This window comes from Streptomyces sp. NPDC002104, from assembly GCF_053593795.1.
The window spans coordinates 13,204-32,163 of sequence record NZ_JBSFDF010000044.1 but is presented as its reverse complement, the minus strand read 5'-3'; the positions used below and the strand labels follow the sequence as shown (position 1 = coordinate 32,163).

At 73.1% G+C, this 18,960-nt stretch carries 16 protein-coding genes; 2 read left to right on the top strand and 14 right to left on the bottom strand.

The window, feature by feature from the left end:
* Positions 1–14: 14 nt before the first annotated feature.
* The 9 genes from ACWCP2_RS29105 to ACWCP2_RS29065 form a co-directional block, all read right to left on the bottom strand.
* A complete protein-coding gene (locus ACWCP2_RS29105) occupies positions 15–1,424 on the bottom strand; it encodes a lysine N(6)-hydroxylase/L-ornithine N(5)-oxygenase family protein (protein WP_450911539.1) in 1,410 nt (469 codons plus the stop codon).
* A complete protein-coding gene (locus tag ACWCP2_RS29100; protein ID WP_450911538.1) occupies positions 1,421–2,821 on the bottom strand; it encodes a pyridoxal phosphate-dependent decarboxylase family protein in 1,401 nt (466 codons plus the stop codon). Before ACWCP2_RS29100 ends, ACWCP2_RS29105 begins: the two co-directional genes overlap by 4 nt.
* Positions 2,822–3,749: 928 nt before the next feature.
* The gene (gene pepN, locus ACWCP2_RS29095; RefSeq protein WP_450911537.1) at positions 3,750–6,311 is read right to left on the bottom strand and encodes an aminopeptidase N; all 2,562 of its coding nucleotides are present in this window, start codon (positions 6,309–6,311) and stop codon (positions 3,750–3,752) included.
* A 169-nt stretch (positions 6,312–6,480) separates the two neighbouring features.
* Positions 6,481–6,798, bottom strand: a complete 318-nt coding sequence (locus ACWCP2_RS29090) for a chorismate mutase (protein WP_450911536.1) — start codon at positions 6,796–6,798, stop codon at positions 6,481–6,483.
* 86 nt (positions 6,799–6,884) lie between these two features.
* Positions 6,885–7,121 (bottom strand): helix-turn-helix domain-containing protein, encoded by a 237-nt coding sequence (locus tag ACWCP2_RS29085; RefSeq protein WP_450911535.1) that lies wholly within the window; start codon positions 7,119–7,121, stop codon positions 6,885–6,887.
* Positions 7,121–7,705 (bottom strand): DUF2975 domain-containing protein, encoded by a 585-nt coding sequence (locus ACWCP2_RS29080; RefSeq protein WP_450911534.1) that lies wholly within the window; start codon positions 7,703–7,705, stop codon positions 7,121–7,123. The genes ACWCP2_RS29085 and ACWCP2_RS29080 overlap by 1 nt, the downstream gene beginning before the upstream one ends.
* A 74-nt stretch (positions 7,706–7,779) precedes the next feature.
* Positions 7,780–8,979, bottom strand: a complete 1,200-nt coding sequence (locus tag ACWCP2_RS29075; RefSeq protein WP_450911533.1) for a sensor histidine kinase — start codon at positions 8,977–8,979, stop codon at positions 7,780–7,782.
* 925 nt (positions 8,980–9,904) lie between these two features.
* Positions 9,905–10,564, bottom strand: a complete 660-nt coding sequence (locus ACWCP2_RS29070) for a response regulator (RefSeq protein WP_250744971.1) — start codon at positions 10,562–10,564, stop codon at positions 9,905–9,907.
* 334 nt (positions 10,565–10,898) lie between these two features.
* Complete coding sequence (locus ACWCP2_RS29065) at positions 10,899–11,681, bottom strand: serine protease (RefSeq protein ID WP_450911532.1); 783 nt, start codon at positions 11,679–11,681, stop codon at positions 10,899–10,901.
* Between the two features lie 214 nt (positions 11,682–11,895).
* On the opposite strand from ACWCP2_RS29065, the gene ACWCP2_RS29060 reads away from it, so the two are divergent.
* Entirely contained in the window at positions 11,896–12,789 is an 894-nt protein-coding gene (locus tag ACWCP2_RS29060) for a hypothetical protein (RefSeq protein ID WP_450911531.1), read from the top strand.
* 185 nt (positions 12,790–12,974) lie between these two features.
* Positions 12,975–13,640 carry an HAD family acid phosphatase gene (locus tag ACWCP2_RS29055; RefSeq protein WP_450911530.1) on the top strand — a complete coding sequence of 222 codons (666 nt, stop codon included), beginning with the start codon at positions 12,975–12,977 and terminating at the stop codon, positions 13,638–13,640.
* A gap of 21 nt (positions 13,641–13,661) precedes the next feature.
* On the opposite strand, the gene ACWCP2_RS29050 is transcribed toward ACWCP2_RS29055, so the two are convergent.
* The 5 genes from ACWCP2_RS29050 to hsaA are packed head-to-tail and all read right to left on the bottom strand — an operon-like array spanning position 13,662 to position 18,919.
* Positions 13,662–15,377: an FAD-dependent oxidoreductase gene (locus ACWCP2_RS29050; RefSeq protein ID WP_450911529.1), complete on the bottom strand. Its 1,716-nt coding sequence runs from the start codon at positions 15,375–15,377 to the stop codon at positions 13,662–13,664.
* Complete coding sequence (locus tag ACWCP2_RS29045; protein ID WP_450911528.1) at positions 15,374–15,970, bottom strand: flavin reductase family protein; 597 nt, start codon at positions 15,968–15,970, stop codon at positions 15,374–15,376. The genes ACWCP2_RS29050 and ACWCP2_RS29045 overlap by 4 nt, the downstream gene beginning before the upstream one ends.
* A complete protein-coding gene (locus tag ACWCP2_RS29040) occupies positions 15,958–16,863 on the bottom strand; it encodes a VOC family protein (protein ID WP_450911527.1) in 906 nt (301 codons plus the stop codon). Before ACWCP2_RS29040 ends, ACWCP2_RS29045 begins: the two co-directional genes overlap by 13 nt.
* A gap of 29 nt (positions 16,864–16,892) precedes the next feature.
* A complete protein-coding gene (gene hsaD, locus ACWCP2_RS29035; protein WP_450911526.1) occupies positions 16,893–17,753 on the bottom strand; it encodes a 4,5:9,10-diseco-3-hydroxy-5,9,17-trioxoandrosta-1(10),2-diene-4-oate hydrolase in 861 nt (286 codons plus the stop codon).
* A complete protein-coding gene (hsaA, locus tag ACWCP2_RS29030) occupies positions 17,750–18,919 on the bottom strand; it encodes a 3-hydroxy-9,10-secoandrosta-1,3,5(10)-triene-9,17-dione monooxygenase oxygenase subunit (protein ID WP_450911525.1) in 1,170 nt (389 codons plus the stop codon). The genes hsaD and hsaA overlap by 4 nt, the downstream gene beginning before the upstream one ends.
* Positions 18,920–18,960: the final 41 nt, after the last annotated feature.

Genomic DNA, 18,960 nt, shown 5'->3' with positions numbered 1-18,960 from the left:
CTGAACGTTTCTCCTTACAGGTGCTCGACCAGTGGGAGCAGTGCGCCGGCGGGGCGTGGCCGGGTGTGCTCCCGCTGTTCGAGGCCGAAGGTGGTGAAGGCCGTGCGGGTGGGCTGGGGGTAGGGCTCTTTGCCGGTGAGGGTGTTCAGGATGGCGGCGCTGCGCCAGGCGGCGAGGCCGAGGTCGGGGGCTCCGACGCCGTGGGTGTGGCGTTCGCCGTTCTGGACGAAGACGCTGCCGGTGACGGCGGGGTCGGTGATCATCCGGTAGCGGTCGTCGATGCGGGGGCGGCCGGAGGAGTCCTTGCGCAGGTAGGGGTCGAGTCCGGCGAGGAGGCGGGCGAGGGGGCGTTCGCGGTAGCCGGTGGCGAGGACGACGGCGTCGGTGGTGAGGCGGGAGCGGGCGCCCTGGTCCACGTGTTCGAGGTGGAGTTCGACCTTGGTGGTGGCGACGCGGCCGGCGGTGCGGACGCTGACTCCGGGGGTGAGGACGGCGTCGGGCCAGCCTCCGTCGAGGGTGCGGCGGTAGAGCTCCTCGTGGATGGCGGCGATGGTGGCGGCGTCGATGCCCTTGTGGAGTTGCCACTGGGCGGGGACGAGGCGGTCGCGGACCGGTTCGGGGAGGGAGTGGAAGTAGCGGGTGTAGTCGGGGGTGAAGTGTTCCAGGCCGAGCTTGGAGTACTCCATGGGGGCGAAGGAGGGGGTGCGGGCGAGCCAGGTGAGGCGTTCGCGGCCGGCGGGGCGGGAGCGCAGCAGGTCGAGGAAGACCTCGGCTCCGGACTGGCCCGATCCGATGACGGTGACGTGTTCGGCGCCGAGGATGCGCCGGCGGTTGTCGAGGTATTCGGAGGAGTGGATGACCGGGACGGTGGGGGCTTCGGCGAGGGGGCGCAGGGGTTCGGGGACGTAGGGGGCGGTGCCGATGCCGAGGGCGAGGTTGCGGGTGTAGGTGCGGCCGAGGGCTTCGGCTTCTCCGTCGGCGTCGACTTGGGTGAAGTCGACTTCGAAGAGGTCGCGTTCGGGGTTCCAGCGGACGGCGTCGACCTGGTGGCCGAAGTGGAGTCCGGGGAGGCGTCCGGCGACCCAGCGGCAGTAGGCGTCGTATTCGGCGCGCTGGATGTGGAAGCTCTCGGCGAAGTAGAAGGGGAAGAGGCGTTCCTTGTGCTTGAGGTAGCTGAGGAAGGACCAGGGGCTGGTGGGGTCGGCGAGGGTGACGAGGTCGGCGAGGAAGGGGACTTGGAGGGTGGCTCCCTCGATGAGGAGTCCGGGGTGCCAGCGGAAGTCGCGGCGCTGGTCGTAGAAGGCGGTGGCGAGTTCGGGGGCGCCTTGCTGGGGCAGGCCGTGGGCGAGGGCGGCGAGTGAGAGGTTGAAGGGGCCGATGCCGATTCCGACGAGGTCGTGGGGTGCATCGTGCTGGGCGGTCATCGGTGGGTGCTGCCTTCCAGGAGGTTCACGAGGGCGTCCAGGTCCCCCGCCGTGGTGTGGGGGTTGAGCAGGGTGGCCTTGAGCCAGAGGCGGCCGTCGGCGGTGGCCCGGCCCAGTACGGCGGTGCCGCCTTGGAGGAGGGTGCGGCGCAGGGTGGCCAGTGCGGTGTCGTCGGCGTGGGTGGGCCGGAACAGGACGGTGCTGATGGTGGGCGCCGCGTGGAGTTCGAAGGCGGGGTGTGCTTCGAGGAGCCGGGCGAGTTGGTCGGCTCGGGCGCAGGTGCGGTCGATGAGGTGGGTGAGGCCGTCCCGGCCGAGGGAGCGCAGGGTGGCGGCGATCTTGAGGGCGTCTGCGCGGCGGGTGGTGCGCAGGGAGCGGCCGAGGAGGTCGGGGAGCCCGGCGTGGGTGTCGTCGGGGGCGTTGAGGTAGTCGGCCTGGTGGGCGAGGGGGGCGAGCAGGCTGGTGTCGGGGACGGTGAGGAGTCCTGCGGCGATGGGTTGCCAGCCGAGTTTGTGCAGGTCGAGGGTGATGGAGCGGGCGCGGTGGAGGCCGGCGAGTTTGGGGCGGTGGCGGGGGCTGAGGTGGAGGAGGCCGCCGTAGGCGGCGTCGATGTGGAGGTCGGCGCCGTGTTGCTCGCAGAGGTCGGCGAGGGCGTCGAGGGGGTCGATGAGGCCGGCGTCGGTGGTGCCGGCGGTGGCGGTGACGAGGACGGGGCCGGTGGTGGTGGCGAGGGCCTCGGCGAGGGTGGCGGGGGTGAGGGTGCCGGTGGGGGTGGAGAGGCTGCGGGCGGGTGGCAGGCCGAGGAGCCAGGCGGCGCGCGGGATGGAGTGGTGGGCGTTGGCGCCGTGCAGGACGGTGAGGTGGGGGCCGTGGCGTTCGCGGGCGAGGAGGAGGGCGAGGTGGTTGGCCTCGGTGCCGCCGGTGGTGAGGACGGCGTCGGGGTGGGGGGTGTCGTGGAATTCCGCGGCGAGGGTGCGGGTGAGGAGGGTTTCGAGGGCGGAGGCGGCGGGTGCCTGGTCCCAGGAGTCGAGGGAGGCGTTGAGGGCGCTGGCGGCGAGGTCGGCGGCGGCCGCGACGGCGAGGGGTGGGCAGTGCAGGTGGGCTGCGCAGAGGGGTTCGGCGGGGTCGGCGGCGCCGGCGGTGAGGGTGTGGACGAGGGTCCGCAGTGCTTCGTGGTCGCCGTGTCCGTGGTCGGGGAGCAGGTCGCCGAGGGCGGCGGTGACGCGGGCGGTGACGGCCTCGGGGCCGCCGGCCGGGAACGGTCCGCCGCGGGCGCGGGCTCCGCTGCGCAGGGCGTCGAGAACGGTGGCGAGGAGGGGTTGCAGGGCGTCGGGGCCGTGGGGTCCGCCGGCGAGCGGGGCGGTGCGCCGTCTGCCTGTGCCGGGGGGCGCTGTCATGCGGTTGTCCTCACGGGAACGGTTCGGCGGCGGGTGGTGCCGCTCGCTGGGTCGGGGACCCGGGGGGTACAACGATCCGACCCGAATGGGGTAACCGCCCGGGTTTATGAGTGGTTGATTTCAAGCCGCCGGGGGTGTGGGAGCGGGGTGGTGGGTGTGGCCGCTGTGGCTCACCACGCCGGTGGGCGCCCGGTGCGGCGGTGCGTGCGCGGTCCGGCGGCGCGGGGCTGCCGGTGCCTCCGGTCGGCGCGGTGCCGGCTCCGTCGACGCTTGGTCGCTGGCCGCGGCGCGTGGGGTTTCCACGCTGCTCTGCTGATCGGCGGACTGGTCGGCGCGGGCGGCCTCGGCGATGGCCCGCCGGCGGTGCTGGACCGCGGGCGCGTATCGGGGGCCGGTGGCCGGTGGCCCTGAGGGACCCGGGGCGGCGTGCCCGGGCATGCGCAGCGTGGCCGGATGGGCTGCCTCGGGCAGTACGCAGCGGGCAGGGCAGGCGGGCCGTCGGAGGACGGCCGCGCGGGGCGGGCGCGACCTGAGCGGAACCGGGAACGCAGACGGCCCCGTCAGGTGGGAACGCCGACGGCGATCACTGTCGAAGCGGATGGGGGCGGTGGAAGCGGGCGGCCCGGCCCCCGGCCGCAGGCGGGTTCGGGACCGGGTGGCCCGGCCCCCGGCCGCAAGCGGGGTCTCGGGAGGGGCAGCCCGGTCCCGGCCGCAGGCGGGTTCGGGACCAGGTGGCCCGGCCCCCGGCCGCAAGCGGGGTTTCAGGAGGGGCGGCCCGGCCCCCGGCCGCGAGTGGGGCTTCGGGAGGGGCGGCCCGGTCCCGGCCGCAGGTGGGGTGGGGGATCGGGCTGCCCGGTCCCGGCTTCTGGCAGTGCCCGGTCCCGGCCGCATGTGGGGGCGGGGCTGCGGTGGCCGGGTCCTGGTGGGGTCAGGGGCGGGTGCGGAGGGCTCGGGTCAGGTCGTCGAGGTGGTCCACGAGTTTGCGGTGGAGGAGGGGGGTGAGGTCGGGGGCCGTCAGGGCGGTGTGGCCGGCCTGGAGGTTGGCTTCGGTGATGTCGTGGCCGGGGAGGGCCCAGCGGCCCGCGGCGTCGGCGATGGCGGGGCCGCGGCGGGCTGCGAGGGTGACGGCTTCGGCGTAGGCGCGGGGTACGTAGTCCCGTACGAGATCGGCCTGTTCGGGCTGCCAGAAGCCCTGGGCGGTGGCGGTGAAGAGGTAGTTGGACAGGGAGTCGTCGTGGAAGAGGCGTTCCCAGGCGGCGGCCTTGGCTTCGGCGGTGGGGAGAGCGGCGCGGCAGTGGGCGGCGCCTTCCCGGCCGGTGGCGCTGGTGTCGGCGGCGAGGGCTTCGTCGATCTCGGGTTCGCCGGCCGCGCCGAGGACGCAGAGGCGGGTGAGGATGCGCCAGCGCAGTTCGGGGTCGAGTTCGGGGCCGCCGGGGACGGTGCCGTCGGCGAGCCAGCCGGCGATGGTGTCGGGCTGGGTGGCGCTGTCGGCGAGGGTGCGGACGGCGACGAGCCGCAGGCCGGGGTCGGAGCCGTCCTCGGTGCGTCGGAGGAGGTCGCGGGCGATGGTGGTGAGGGTGGTGAGGGCGTCGCCGCGGCGGTCGGGGGCGATGTAGCGGTCGGCGATCTGGGCGCGGGCGAAGGACAGGACGCCTTGGACGATCGCGAGGTCGGTTTCGTCGGGGAGGTGGGCTTCGGCGGTGGCCAGGTAGTCGGCGGCGGCCAGTTCGCCGTCGCGGACCATGTCGCGCAGGGAGTTCCACACGACGGCGCGGGTGAGCGGGTCGGGGATGCGGGAGATGGCGCGCAGGGCGGTTTCGAGGGAGGTCTCGTCGAGGCGGACCTTGGCGTAGGTGAGGTCTCCGTCGTTGAGGAGGAGGAGGGCGGGGCGCGGGCCGCTCACGGAGAGGACCTCGTCGGAGGGGACGTCGAGGGCGAGGACCTCGCGGGGTTCGATGACGCCGTCGGGGGCGCGGTCGTAGAGGCCGGCGGCGATGTGGTGGGGGCGGTTGCCGGTGCGGTCGACGGTGAGGGTCCAGCCTCCGTGGCTCTCTTCGAGGCGGGGGGTGAGGGTGTCGACGCCGGTGGTGCGCAGCCAGGTCTCGGCCCAGGTGTGGACGTCGCGGTCGGTGTGGGCGGCGAGGGAGTCGACGAAGTCGGCGAGGGAGGCGTTGGCGAACTTGTGGCGGGCGAAGTGGGTGTTGATGCCGGCCAGGAAGTCCTTCTCGCCGAGCCAGGCGACGAGTTGGCGCAGGGCGGAGGCGCCCTTGGCGTAGGAGATGCCGTCGAAGTTGAGGAGGGCGGAGGCGGTGTCGGGGACGGAGGCGGCGTCCGGGGCGACGGGGTGGGTGGAGGGGCGCTGGTCGGCATCGTAGCCCCAGGGTTTGCGTTCCATGCCGAAGCCGGTCCAGGTCTCGGTGAAGCGGGTGGCTTCGATGAGGGTCTGGTAGCCCATGAACTCGGCGAAGGACTCGTTCAGCCAGATGTCGTCCCACCAGCTGAGGGTGACGAGGTCGCCGAACCACATGTGGGCCATTTCGTGCGCGATGGTGACGGCGCGGCGCTGGCGTTCGGCGTCGGTGACGGCGGAGCGGAAGACGTAGTCGTCGCGGAAGGTGACCAGTCCCGGGTTCTCCATGGCGCCGGCGTTGAACTCGGGTACGAAGGCCTGGTCGTAGGAGTCGAAGGGGTAGGGCTCGGTGAACTTCTCGTGGAAGCGGTCGTAGCAGGCGGTGGTGAGGTCGAGGATCTCCTGCGCGTCGGCGTCGAGGTACGGGGCGAGGGAGCGGCGGCAGTGGATGCCGAAGGGGAGGCCGGCGTGTTCGGTGCGGACGCTGTGCCAGGGGCCTGCGGCGACGGCGGCGAGGTAGGTGGAGATGACGGGGGTGGGGGCGGAGGCCCAGATGCCGGCCTCGGGGGCGGAGGCGTCGCCGCCTCCGCCGTCCCCGCCTCCATCGCCATCGCCATCGCCGTCGCCGTCGCCGGGGCGTTCGCCGATGCGGGTGGTGATGCCGTTGGCGAGGACGGTCCAGTGCGCGGGGGCGGTGACGTTGAACTCGAACACGGCCTTGAGGTCGGGCTGGTCGAAGGCCGGGAAGACGCGCTGGACGTCGTCGAGGAACATCTGGGTGTAGACGTACGTCTCCCCGTCCGCGGGGTCGGTGAAGCGGTGCAGGCCTTCGCCGGTGCGGGAGTACCGCATGCGGGCGGCGACGCGGAGTTCGTGGGGGCCTTCGGTGAGGCCGGTGAGGGGGAGGCGGCCGTCGGTGAGGGCGGCCGGGTCCAGGGGATGTCCGTCGAGGGCGGCGGAGCGCAGTTCGTCCGGTTTCAGCTCGACGAAGGTGTCACCGGAGGCGCGGGCGGTGAACCGGATGACGGTGCGGGACTCGAAGGTCTCGTCGCCGGTGGTGAGGTCGAGGGCGACCTCGTAGTGCTGGACGTCGAGGAGCCGGGCTCGGAGCTGCGCTTCGTTGCGCGTCAGTGCGGACATGGGGCCCATGCTGCCGGATGGCGGCGCCGGGCCCCAGTTCCTCTTCTCAGCCGACCCGGTCGCGTGCGCCGGTCACCTGTTCCGGTCGCCCGTGCGGGCGCCGGCGCCGGCCGCTCGTACGGTCGCCCGCGCCGGCGCCGCTCTAGCTGTCGCCCTCGCCGGCGGCGTTCTAGCTGTCGCCCTCGCCGGCGGCGATCGTCTCGTGGTGGCGGATGACCTCGGCGATGATGAAGTTGAGGAGCTTCTCGGCGAAGGCGGGGTCGAGCTTGGCGTTCTCGGCGAGCTGGCGCAGCCGGGCGATCTGGCTTGCCTCGCGGCCCGGGTCGGCCGGGGGCAGCTGGTGGCGGGCCTTGAGGTGGCCCACCTGCTGGGTGCACTTGAACCGCTCGGCGAGCATGTGGACCACGGCCGCGTCGATGTTGTCGATGCTGTCCCTGAGCCGGGCCAGCTCGGCGGTGACGTTCTCATCGATGTCCCTGGTGTTCATGGTCACCGAGAATACGTGGCGCACGCCGCCGCTTCCTCAGCCGATCGACCACTGAGACGACGGGCCGACCCGGGCGGCAGGACGGCCTAGCCGGGCTCGGCGGCCGGGTCGTGGGTGATGAGGTCTCCCGGCTGGCACTGGAGGACTTCGCAGATCCTGGACAGGGTGGAGAAGCGGACGGCCTTGGCCCGGCCGTTCTTGAGCACCGACAGGTTGACGACGGTGATGCCCACCTGTGCGGACAGTTCGGTGAGCGTCATGCCGCGCTCGGCCAGGATGTGGTCGAGGTGGATCCGGATCGAGTGGAGTTCCTCGTCGGGCATCAGATGGTCCCTTCGAGGTCCTCTCGCATGCGCACGCCCTCGCGCATGATCTTCCCCATGATGACGGCGGCGAGGCCGGCGAGGATGAGCACCTGCGGATCGGAGACCGACGGTCCGGAGTCGAGCATGGGCACCATGCTCGCGGCGAGCCAGGATTGGGACCAGCCTACGACGAGGCCCGCGAGCGGTGTGCCGAGGGTGACGAACCAGCCGAGGAAGGTGAGGCGTCGGGCCACCTTGTCGGTGAACGGCCCCTGGGACACGACGGCGTCGAGCAGCCGGGAGAAGAGCACCAGGGCGAGGGCGGCGAACAGCATCCAGGGCAGCTGGCCGGCGAGGTCGGCGGCGCGCTGCGCCGCGGACGGGTCGTTCTGGCAGAGCCGCGCGGCGCTGCTGGACGCATCCACGCCCGCTCCGACCGGCAGGCCTCCGTCCAGTGTGGCATTGGCCCAGAAGCCCGTCTCCACGCAGACCGCGCCGTCGTCGGTCAGGCGCGAGACGGCCGTGCCGATGAAGGTGAGCCCCCAGAGCAGCCCCAGCCCAAAGGTCAAAGTGGCCAGGATCTTCGTGAATCGCGTGTTCACCGCGTCCCCCCCTATCGTTTTTCGATAGGGCGAACACTAGAGCACCATATCGATAATCGACAAGCGGATCGGGGTCAGAGCGGGAGGAGCGCTGTGACCAGCCAGCCGCCTTCCGGGGCAGGACCGGCTTTGAGGGAGCCACCGAGGGCTTCGGCGCGTTCGGCCATGCCGACGAGGCCGTAGCCGCCGCCGCGGGCGTTCTCGGAGAGTTTCGCGGGGCGGCCGCCGTCGTCGGCGATCCGCACTTCCAGGCCGGCCGGGACGGTGCGCAGGCCGACGCGGACCGCGGTGGCGGTGGCGGCGTGCTTGCCGATGTTGGTCAGGGCTTCGAGGACGATGCGGTGGGCCGTGGCGGCGACGTCGGCGGGGAGCCTGGCCTCCAAGCCCTCCTCCACGTAGAGGACCACGGGCGGGCCGGTGGCGGCGAACCGTTCCGTCAGTTCGCGGATCTCCCGGAGGCCGGCGACAGGGGCCGTACCGGCGGAGCCGGTCTTGCCGGGTCCGCTTCCGGCGCCCTTGCCCGTCTCGGCGTCGGTCTCCGCGGCGCCCTCGCGGAGGATCTTGACCAGGCGGCGCATGGAGCCGAGCGCCTCGTCTCCGGCGGCCTCGATGCGGCCGAAGATCTCGCCCGCGCGCTCGGCCGAGACCTTGGTGTACCGGGCCGCGCGTGCCTCGACGACGATCCCCGTCACGTGGTGGGCCACGAGGTCGTGGAGCTCGCGGGCGAGCTCCAGGCGCTCGGCACTGCGTACGGCGCGCAGCTCGCGGACGCGCTGGACGGACTGCAGGCGCAAGAGCAGGGAGTACGCGGTGACCACGACGGCGAGCACGGAGAACAGCAGCGTGAAACGGCCCGGGTCGGCGTCGCGGACGGGCGCCGCCATGGAGCCGAGGGCGAGCAGGGGGCCGAGGACGGCGGCGGTGCGGGCGGAGGCGTGGAGCAGGACCTGGGTGAGGAGCACGAGCAGGGCGATGGCCTCGCCGCCGCCCCAGACGACGAGGGGGAGGTTGCTGAAGAGGAGGGAGAGGGTGACGGCCCAGGTCACGGCGGCGGCGAACCAGGCGCGGGCGAGGAGCGGGATCCTCGGCCAGGGCGCGGCGCTGAGGCAGACGAGGATGCCCGACACCCAGACTGCGGCGTGCGGGGTGCTGGGCTGGCGGGCGAGCACGACGCCCTCGAAGGTGACGAGGGAGAGGAGGGTGACGGAGAGGATGATGCGGATCCAGTCCGCGGCGTAGGGGTGCCGGCGGGCCCAGGGCCCCAGGGGGCTCATGCGAAGCCCCTGCGGGTGGCTCCGCCGGTTGTACGGGGCTCCCCGCGGCCGGCTCCGCCCGCTGTACGGGACACCCCGCGGGTGCCCCCGCCGGCCGTACCGGACACCCCGCGGGTGGCCCCGCCTGGGGTGGGGGTGGCTCCGCCGGGGGTGTGGGGGCTTCGGCCCAGGTGGGGGCGGTGGTTCGGCTGGGCGGCGCCCGCACCCGTGGGGGTCGGGGTCGTCACAGACAGCGTGCGCCGGCTTCCTGGGGCGCCGCCCCAGACCCCGCGCCTCAAACGCCGGCGGGGCTGATTTTGCCCGGCGGCGCACGAAGGCCGGCGCGGCGAATGCTGTCCCGCAGTGCGCGGACGGTGACGCAGCCGGTGCTCCCCCGCGACGCCTCGCCGGCGCCACGGCCGCTGCTGCCCCGCGACTCCCTGCCGGTGCCGCGGCCGGCCCTCCCCCACGACGCCCTGCCCGCGCCACGGTCCGTGCTCCCCCGCTGCACCCTGCCAGCGCGGCCCCGCTGCGCCCTGTCGGCGCCACGGCCGGTGCGGCCCCGAGACACCCTGCCGGTGCCGCGGCCGGTGCTCCCATGCTGCGCCTCGCCGGCGCTCCCCCGCGACTCCCTGCCGGCGACACGGCCAGCCCTCCCCCACAACGCCCTGCCCCCGCCACGGTCCATGCTCCCCCGCTGCACCCTGCCAGCGCTGCCCCGCTGCGCCCTGTCGGCGCCACGGCCGGTGCTCCCATGCTGCGCCTCGCCGGCGCTCCCCCGCGACTCCCTGCCGGCGCTGCCCCGAGACACCCTGCTGGCGCCACGGCCGGTCCTCCCCCGCGACTCCCTGCCCGCGCCACGGCCGGTGCTGCCCCGCTGCGTTCCGCCGCCCGGACTGTGGCCCTCGCGTCGTGGGCTTCGTCGGGCGGGTGGGGTGGGGGCGGGTCACGCCGGGGTGCCTGCCAGGCCGCTTTCCCAGGCCCAGGCGGCGATTTCCACGCGGTTGCGGGCGTCCAGTTTGGCCTGGACGTTGGCCAGGTGCGTCTTGACCGTGGAGAGGGAGACGAAGAGTTCCCCGGCGATCTCGGCGTTGGTCAGCCCGCGCGCGAGGCAGCGTACGACCTCGCGTTCACGGTCCGTCAGGGGCTCCGCCGGGCGGCGGGCGGCCGCGGCGGCGGCCGGGGTGCGGTGGGCCATTTCGCGCAGCAGCCGTACGGTGATGGCGGGTGAGACGAGGGAGTCCCCGACGGCTGCCGCCCTCACCGCTTCAACCAGCATGGCCGGGCTCGCGTCTTTGAGGAGGAAGCCGGACGCTCCGCCCTGGAGCGCCGCGTGGACGTACTCGTCGAGGTCGAAGGTGGTGACGATGACGATGCGGGGGGTGTCGCGGCCGGAGAGCCGGCGGGTTACTTCGAGCCCGTCGAGCTTGGGCATGCGGATGTCGAGGAGCAGGACGTCGGGGCGGTGTGCGGCGACGGCCGCGAGGGCCGCTTCGCCGTCCTCCACGTCGGCGACCACCTCGATGTCCGGCTGGCTTTCGAGGATCATCCGGAAGCCGGTCCTGACCATCTCCTGGTCGTCCGCGATGATCACCCTGATCGCCATGCGCCGCCTGCCCCACTGTCGCCCGTTGCTGCCTGTGTCGTCCCGGTGGTCCCGGTGTTCCCGGTGGTCCCGGCCGTCCCGGTGTTCCCGGTGGTCCCGGTGTTCCCCGTGTTCCCACGTCGTGGGATCTCTCCATGGGAACTGCGGGCGCCTTGGCCCGCAACCGCACAGGAGACCGCCGGGAGCATGCCGCAAGGCCGGAACGGCGTCGTTCCGGCCTCACGGGACTTCAATCGACCTTACGGACATGTGGGGCGTTGCGCCTCATTCTTCCGGCCGGTGTCCCAACCGCCGGGAGAACGAGGAGGAGGGCGGCCCCGGGGTCCGCGAGCCGTCAGAGCGTGGCGGCCGCGCTCTTGATCGCCGCCGCGAAGGTGGAGACCTCCGTGTAGACGCCGGGGTAGTCGGGGCGGGCACAGCCCTCGCCCCAGCTGACTATGCCGACCTGGATCCAGGCGTTCGCGTTGTCGCGGCGGAACATCGGGCCGCCGGAGTCCCCCTGGCAGGTGTCGACGCCGCCCGCGGCGAAGCCGGCGCAGATCTCCTCGGCGGGGACGAGGGAGCTGCCGTAGGAGGCCTGGCACGAGGCGTCGGAGACGAAGGGGACGGTGGCCTTCTGCAGGTAACGCTGCTGGCCGCCGCCTTCCCGGGTGGCGCCCCAGCCGGCGACGGTGAAGGTGCCGTTGTCGTAGGCCTTGGTGTCGGCGATCTTGAGGGTGGGCAGGTTGATGGGCTTGGCGAGCTTGATCAGGGCCCAGTCCTTGCCCGTGCCGTTGTAGCCGGGGGCCTGGAGCACCTTGGTGGACTTGACCTTGATGGCGCTGGAGCTGTTGAGGTCGACGACTCCGGCGGTGGCGGTGATGGAGGTGTTGTTTCCGGAGCCGCTCACGCAGTGGGCGGCGGTCAGCACGATCTGCTGGGTGTAGAGGGCGCCGCCACAGCCCATCGAGAGGCGGACCATGAAGGGGAATTCCCCCTGCGCGGCGCGGGTGCCGCCGACGACGGGCGCCGTGCCGGCGGTGGCGGTGCCGGGCTGGAGGCTGACGGCGGCGAGGGCCACCGCTCCGACGGCGAGGGCGCGCTTGAGGGTGGTGACGAGGCTGGACACAGTCGACACACTGCCTTTCGTGGGGGGTTGGGCCGTGCGTGTCACCCCGTGACGGGCGGATCGGCGGATCGGCGGATCGGGGATTGGGGATCGGCGATCGGGGATCGGGGATTGGGGATCGGGGATCGGGGATGAACCGCACGAGTGACGGGGACATGACACACCGTTCGCCCGCAGCCCATCAAGAACGCGTTTTCGGACAACTTCCCGCCGGAGGCACCCCGTGACGCACAACCGGCGGCGCGACAGCCCGATCGAGCACGGATTTCCTCACCTGGAGACGGTCCGGGCGGCCGTCACCGCGCTGTTCCGGCGGCTGTCCGCCGACGGGATCCGCGCCTACGACACCCCCTTCGCCCCCGTCGACGCCGCCTTCCCCGCCTCCGAGGAGCTGTACCCGGGCGCCCACCGGGTGGCCTCCGCGATGGTCCGCGCCCTGCGCCTGCCCGACGCGCGCCTGATCGTGGGCTTCCGGGCGATGGAGGAGGCGGCGACCGTGGAACTGACCGCCGGGCCCGAGTACTTCGTCGAGGTCAACGACCGCTTCCGCGTCCACCGCCGCGACCTGGCGGCCGCCCTCGCCCACGAGGTCACACACGTGCTCCTGCACCGGCTGGACCTGCGCTTCCCCACCACCCCCGCCAACGAGATCCTCACCGACACCGCCTCCGCCTACCTCGGCGCCGGCTGGCTGCTCCTCGACGCCTACCGGGAGGACGAACTCACCCACCAGAAGCTCGGCTACCTCACCCCGGAGGAGTTCGGCTACGTCCTCGCCCGGCGCGGCCGCTTCCTCGGCGGCGAGGACCTCTCGGCGTGGTTCACCAGCCCGCAGGCCTACGAGGCGTACGTGCGCGGCCGCGCCCAGGCCGACCGCGACCTGCGCCGGGCCCCCCTCGCGGCCGCGGGCCGCCCGGAGCGGCTGCGGTACGCGGCGGCCCGCCTGACCGGGACCGCCGCACCCGGAGCCCCGTACGTCTTCGAGCGGCACCCGGCCGGGCTGCGGGTGGGCTTCCCCTGCCCGGTCTGCGGACAGCGGCTGCGGCTGCCCGCGCACCGCGGCCCGGTCCGGGCGCGCTGCGGGCTGTGCCGCACCGTGCTGGACTGCGACACCTAGGGGGCACGGAGCCCGAATGCGTGGCGCGCGACGCTCGACGGTCGACGGTCGACGCTCGACGGTCGACGCGTGACGGAGATTCACCGGGCGGTCATGAAAAGTTACTTACCGGCCGGTAGACATGTGGGCGGCCGATCCCCAGCCTGATCACGTACATGCCAACACGTGATCGAGGAGCGTCCCCCATGCGCAGCACCCGCACCCGTATCCACACCACGGCCGCCGCGGTGTCCGTGGCCGCAGCCGCCGTACTGGCCCTGGTTCCGGCCACCGCCGCCCAGGCGGCGCCCGCCGAACCGTCCCCCGCGGCCGTCACCGCCTCCGCCCCCGGGGGCAACGCGGTGTTCCTCGGCATCGACTACGCCACCTGGCAGCGCGATGTCTCCGCCGTCATCGGCGCGGCCCGCCCGGGCATCGAGCAGCGCATCGCCGCCTCGCCGGCCGGTGAGAAGCCGGCGATCGTCCTCGACATCGACAACTCCTCGCTGGAGACGGACTTCCACTGGTTCTGGACCTTCCCGACGCCCGCGATCGCCCAGGTCCGCGACCTGACCCGGTACGCGAGCGACCGCGGGGTCGCCGTCTTCTTCGTGACCGCCCGCCCGGGGATCGTGTACTCCCTGACGGAGCGCAACCTCAAGGCGGTCGGCTACCCGGTCTCGGGCCTCTACGTCCGTGATCTGCCCGACCTGTTCGGCGAGGTCAGCGCGTACAAGACGGCCAAGCGGGCCGAGATCGAGGCGCGCGGCTACACGATCATCGCCAACATCGGCAACAACGACAGCGACCTGGCCGGCGGCCACGCCGAGCGGACCGTCAAGCTGCCGGACTACGGCGGCAAGCTCTCCTAGTCCGACCACGCCGGCACTCCGCTACTCCAGCCCCGCGGCGATCGCGTTGACGGCGGCCCAGCTGAAGGCCATCGCGGGGCCGATCGTCGCGCCCGGCCCCGGGTAGGTCTCCCCCATCACCGCCGCCGAGCAGTTGCCGGAGGCGTAGAGCCCGGGGATCGGGGTGGAGTCCTCGCGGAGCACCCGGCCGTCGGTGTCCGTGACGAGGCCGCCCTTGGTGCCGATGTCCCCGGGGTGGACGGGGACCGCGTAGAAGGGGCCCTTCTCGATCGGTGCGAGGTTCGGGTTGGGGAGCGTCGGGTCGCCGTAGTAGCGGTCGTAGACGCTCTCGCCCCGCCCGTAGTCCTGGTCGGTGCCCGCCTCGGCGAAGGAGTTGAAGCGGCTGATCGCGGCGGGCAGTCCGGGGGCGGAGATCTGCCGGGCCAGGTCCTCGATGGTGCCGGCCTTCTTCAGGAAGCCGCTCTCCAGCCACCTCTTGGGGAAGGGCTGCCCGGGGAAGAGGCCGGCGAAGATGTACCGGGCCTTGGAGCGGGCGTCCAGGATCAGCCAGGACGGCACGGTCGACGCCCCGGGCCGGTCGGCGGCGTACATCCGGTCCACGAACGCGTGGTAGGGCAGGGCCTCGTTGGCGTAGCGCTCCCCGGCCTCGTTGACGATGACCATGCCGGGGATGCCCCGGTCGGCGACGAGGAAGAAGGGCTTCTCCCCCGGCGGGCACACCGACGGGGCGCCCCAGACCTTGTCGAGCAGATCGGTGGCGGCCCCCAGGTCCTCACCGAGCCTCAGGGCGTCCCCGGTCTGGCCCTCCGAGGCGTGGGTCCAGGCCGTGGAGGTGGGCGCGGGCAGGTGCTTCTCGCGCAGGGCCTGGTCGTGCGAGAACCCGCCCGAGGCCAGGACCACCCCGCCCCGCGCCGCTACGGTCACTTCGCGCCTGGCGCGCAGGACCCGTACGCCCGTCACCCGGCCGGCCGGGTCCGTGACCAGGCCGGTGAGGGGCGCCGACAGCCACAGTTCGCCGCCGAGCGCCTCCAGGGAGAGCCGCATGCGGGCGATGAGGGCCTCCCCGAGGGAGAGCAGCTTGCGGCCGGTGGCCAGCGCCTTGACGGCGCGCAGGCCGACCTTGACGGAGGTCTTCTTGCCGGCCCAGGTCCGGCTGACCATGTTCAGGAAACGGAAGTCGTACGAGGTCATGGTGAGGCCGTACGTGGGCAGTCCGGCCCGGCGCATGGAGGCGCCGAGCGCGCCGAGCCGTTTGAAGTCGACGATGCACGGTTCGACGGAGCGGCCCTGCGCCATGCCGCCCTGGGCCTCGGGGAAGTAGTCCGCGTAGCCGGGGGTGTACATGAAGCGGATCTCGGTGCGGTCGTGGAACTCCCTGACCATGCGCGGCCCGTGGCTGAGGTACGCCTCCTTGCGCGCGGCCGGGACCCGGTCGCCGACGGTGGCGTCGAGGTAGGCGCGGGCCTTCTCGCGGGTGTCGGCGAGGCCGGCGCGGTCGAGGTGGAAGGTGCCGGGGACCCAGATCGCGCCGCCGGACAGGGCGGTGGAGCCGCCGTAGCGGTCGGTCTTCTCCACGACGAGGACGCTCAGGCCGCGCAGGCGGGCGGTGACGGCGGCGGCGAACCCGGCGGCGCCGGAGCCGACGACCACCACGTCGTAGGCGTACGGGGCGGCGTGCTCGACCGCGGGCTCGGAGGCGGGATCGGAGGCGGGGTCGGTGGCGGGGTCGGGTGTCATCCGAAGGCTCCCGTGGCGTAGTCGCTGCGGTAGTAGAGGAGGGGTGCTCCGCCGTCGCGGGCGCTCAGTTCGAGGACGCGGGCGGTGACGAGGTAGTGGTCGCCGGCCTCGTGTACCTCTTCGAGGGCGCAGTCGACGGTGGCGAGGGCGCCCCGTACGCGGACCGCTCCGTGGGCGGAGAGTTCCCAGTCGACGCCCGCGAACTTGTCCTCGCCGCGGCGGCCCAGCGCCTCGCAGACGGCGCGCTGCTCCTCGGCGAGGATGCTGACGCCGAAGCGGCCGGCGGCCCGGACCCTGGGCCAGCTGGAGGAGCCCTTGCCCACGCAGAGCAGGACCAGGGGCGGGTCGAGGGAGAGGGAGGCGAAGGACTGGCAGGCCAGCCCGGCCGGGCGGCCGTCGTCCGCGACGGCCGCGACGACGGTGATGCCGGAGGCGAAGGCGCCGAGGACCTCGCGGAAGGCGGCGGGGTCGACGACTGCGGGGTCCCCGGCGGTGGGACCCACGGCGGCGGGGCACCCGGCGTGGTCCACGGCGGCGGGGTCCCCGGCGGTGTCTGCGGCGGGGCCCGCGGCGGGGCCGGTCAGCCGTTCCACTGGTGGCCCCAGAAGCTGTCCGCGGTGATCTCCTTCGCGGTCCAGGTGGCGGGGTCGACGAGCAGGCCGTCCCAGCCGTACTCGACCTGGAAGCCGCCGGGGGCCTGGGCGTAGAAGGAGACCATGTGGTCGTTGGAGTGCCGGCCGAGGGTGGAGGCGATGGGGATGCCCGCCCTGTTCATGCGGTCCAGGCAGTAGCCGACGTCGTCGAGGGTCTCCAGCTCGACCATGAAGTGCACGATGCCGGGCGGCAGCGCGCCGGGGTAGAGCCCGAGGCTGTGGTGGCGGCGGTTGGGGCTGAGGAAGTGCATCCAGTAGGAATCCTGGCCGGGCTTGCCGGTGGGGACGGCGACCGGGGGCAGCCGCATGGAGTCGCGCAGCTGGAAGCCGAGAAGGTTCTCGTAGAAGTCGAGGGTGGCCTCGGTGTCGGCGGCGGGCAGGACGACGTGGCCGAGGCCGAGGTTCCCCTCGCGGCCGCCGGTGACGAAGCGGTTGCCGTACCGGGCCGGGAGCGGAGTGTGGTCCTGGGCCTGGCCCCAGTAGATCTCCAGGGGGTTGCCGCTGGGGTCCTCGCAGTGGATGAGGCCCTGGACGCGGCGCTCGGCGAGGGTTTCGGCGTCGCCCTGCTTGACGGGGTGGCCGGCGGCCTCCAGTTCGGCTGCGGCGTCCTCCAGGGCGCGGGCGCCCGCGACCTCGAAGCCGGCGGCGAGCAGCCGGTCCTGGGCGCCGGCGACGAACTGGAAGCGGTGGATGCGGTCGTCGATGCGGACGTTCAGCCGGGTGTCCGTGGTGCCCTCGGCTTCGGCCATGCCGAGGATGTCGAGGACGTAGGTGCGCCAGGCGGCGAGGTCGGCGGTCTCGATGCGGAGGTAGCCGAGTGCGCGGATGTCCATGCGGGAACTCCTCGGTGCGATCAGGGGGTTCAGTGGAGGAAGAAGTCGGTGGCGAGGCGGTTGAACTCGTCGGCGGCCTCGGTCTGCGCCCAGTGCCCGCAGTGCGGGAAGACGTGCAGGCGGGCGTCGGGGATGGTCTTCAGCGCGAGGAAGGCGCCGTCGACCGGGTTGACGCGGTCCTCGCGGCCCCAGGTCAGCAGGACGGGCCGGCTGATGCGGTGCGCTTCGCGCCAGAGCATGGCGGCCTCGGGCCACTTGGCGAAGGAGGCGCCCATGCGGGCGTTGCCGAGCCGGGCTTCGGGGTCGACGGCCTGGGCGTAGCGCTCCTCGACGAGGGCGTCGCTGACGATCGCCGGGTCGTGGGCGAGAGTGGTCAGGAAGGTCCGCATCCGCTCGCGGGTGGGCTCGGGGTCGAGGCTGAACTCGAAGAGCCGCTTGATGCCCTCGGTGGGGTCGGCGGAGAAGAGGTTGAGCGAGATCCCGCCGGGGCCCATGAGCAGGAGCTTGCCGACGCGTTCGGGGTGGTCCAGGACGAGCCGGGTGGCGGTGCCTCCGCCGAGGGAGTTGCCGATGAAGTGCGCGCGCTCGATGCCGAGTTCGTCCATGAGGGCGAGGACGGCGCTGGCGCTGAAGCCGAAGTAGTCGCGGTCGGGTTCCGGCTTGTCGGAGCGGCCGTAGCAGGGCTGGTCGACGAGCAGGGTGCGGAAGTGCCCGGCGAAGTGGGGCAGGTTGCCGCCGAAGTTGGACCAGCCGGAGGCGCCGGGCCCGCCGCCGTGCAGCATGATCACGACGGGTGCGTCGAGCGGGCCGGCCACGTGGTAGTGCAGGGTCATCCCGCCGGCCTTGGCGGTGCGGGAGGTGTTCTCGTACGTGAATCCCTGCGCGCTCACAGCATCGTGTCCTGGATGTCGAGGCCGAGTGCGCCCTGCCCGAACAGGACCAGGGCCCGCTCCGGGTCGTTGGCGGCGTGGCCGCGGCCGGTGTGGACGTCGCGCCAGGCGCGCTGGACGGGGTTGGGGCCGGTGCGCATGGCGCTGCCGCCCGCGTTCTCCATGAGGAGGTCGACGGCGGCGACGCAGCGCTCGGTGGCGAGGACCTGGTCGCGGCGGGCCCGGGTGCGCAGCGGGGTGGGGAGTTCCTCGCCGCGTTCGGCGAGGGCGTAGAGCTCGGAGACGTTGCGCCGGAGCTGGAGCCAGGAGGCGTCGATGTCGCTGGCGGCGCGGGCGATGCGGACCTGCGCGAAGGGGTCCTCGGCGACCTGCTGGCCGTAGGAGACGCGGAAGCGTTCGCGGGTCGCGGTGACGTGGTCCTCGTAGGCGCCTTCGGCGATGCCGACGATGGGGGTGGAGATGGTGGTGGTGAAGACGGAGGCGTAGGGGAGCCGGTAGAGCGGCTCGGGGTTGAGGCGGTGGCCGGGTACCTGGAGGGCGGTGACGGGGCCGAAGCTCAGGGCGCGGTGTTCGGGGACGAACACGTCCTCGACGACGATGTCGTTGGAGCCGGAGCCGCGCAGGCCGACGGTGTCCCAGACCTCGTCGATGCGGTACTGGGAGCGCGGAACCAGGAAGGTCCGCATGTCGACGGGGCGGCCTTCGGCGTCGGTGACCAGGCCGCCGAGCAGGGCCCAGTCGGTGTGGTCGCAGCCGGAGGAGAAGTGCCAGCGGCCGGTGAGGGTGAAGCCTCCGTCGACGGGGGCGACCTTGCCGGTGGGGGCGTAGGAGGAGCAGATGCGGGTGTCCTGGTCCTCGCCCCAGACCTCTTCCTGGGCGCGGGGGTCGTAGAGGGCGACGTGCCAGGGGTGGACGCCGACGACGGAGGCGACCCAGCCGGTGGAGCCGCAGGCCTTGGCTATGTCCTTGACGGCGGCGTAGAAGAGGGCGGGGTCGGCGGCGTACCCGCCGTGGGCCTTGGGCTGGAGCAGCCGGAAGAAGCCGGTGGCGGCGAGTTCCTTGATGCTCGCCTCGGGGACCTTGCGCAGGGTTTCGGCTTCGGCGCTGCGCTCGCGGAGTGCGGGGGCGAGGGCGCGGACCGCTGCGAGGACCTCTTCGTCACTCATGGTGTCCCCTTCTCGGATCAAGGATCTTCGGGTGTTCGGGA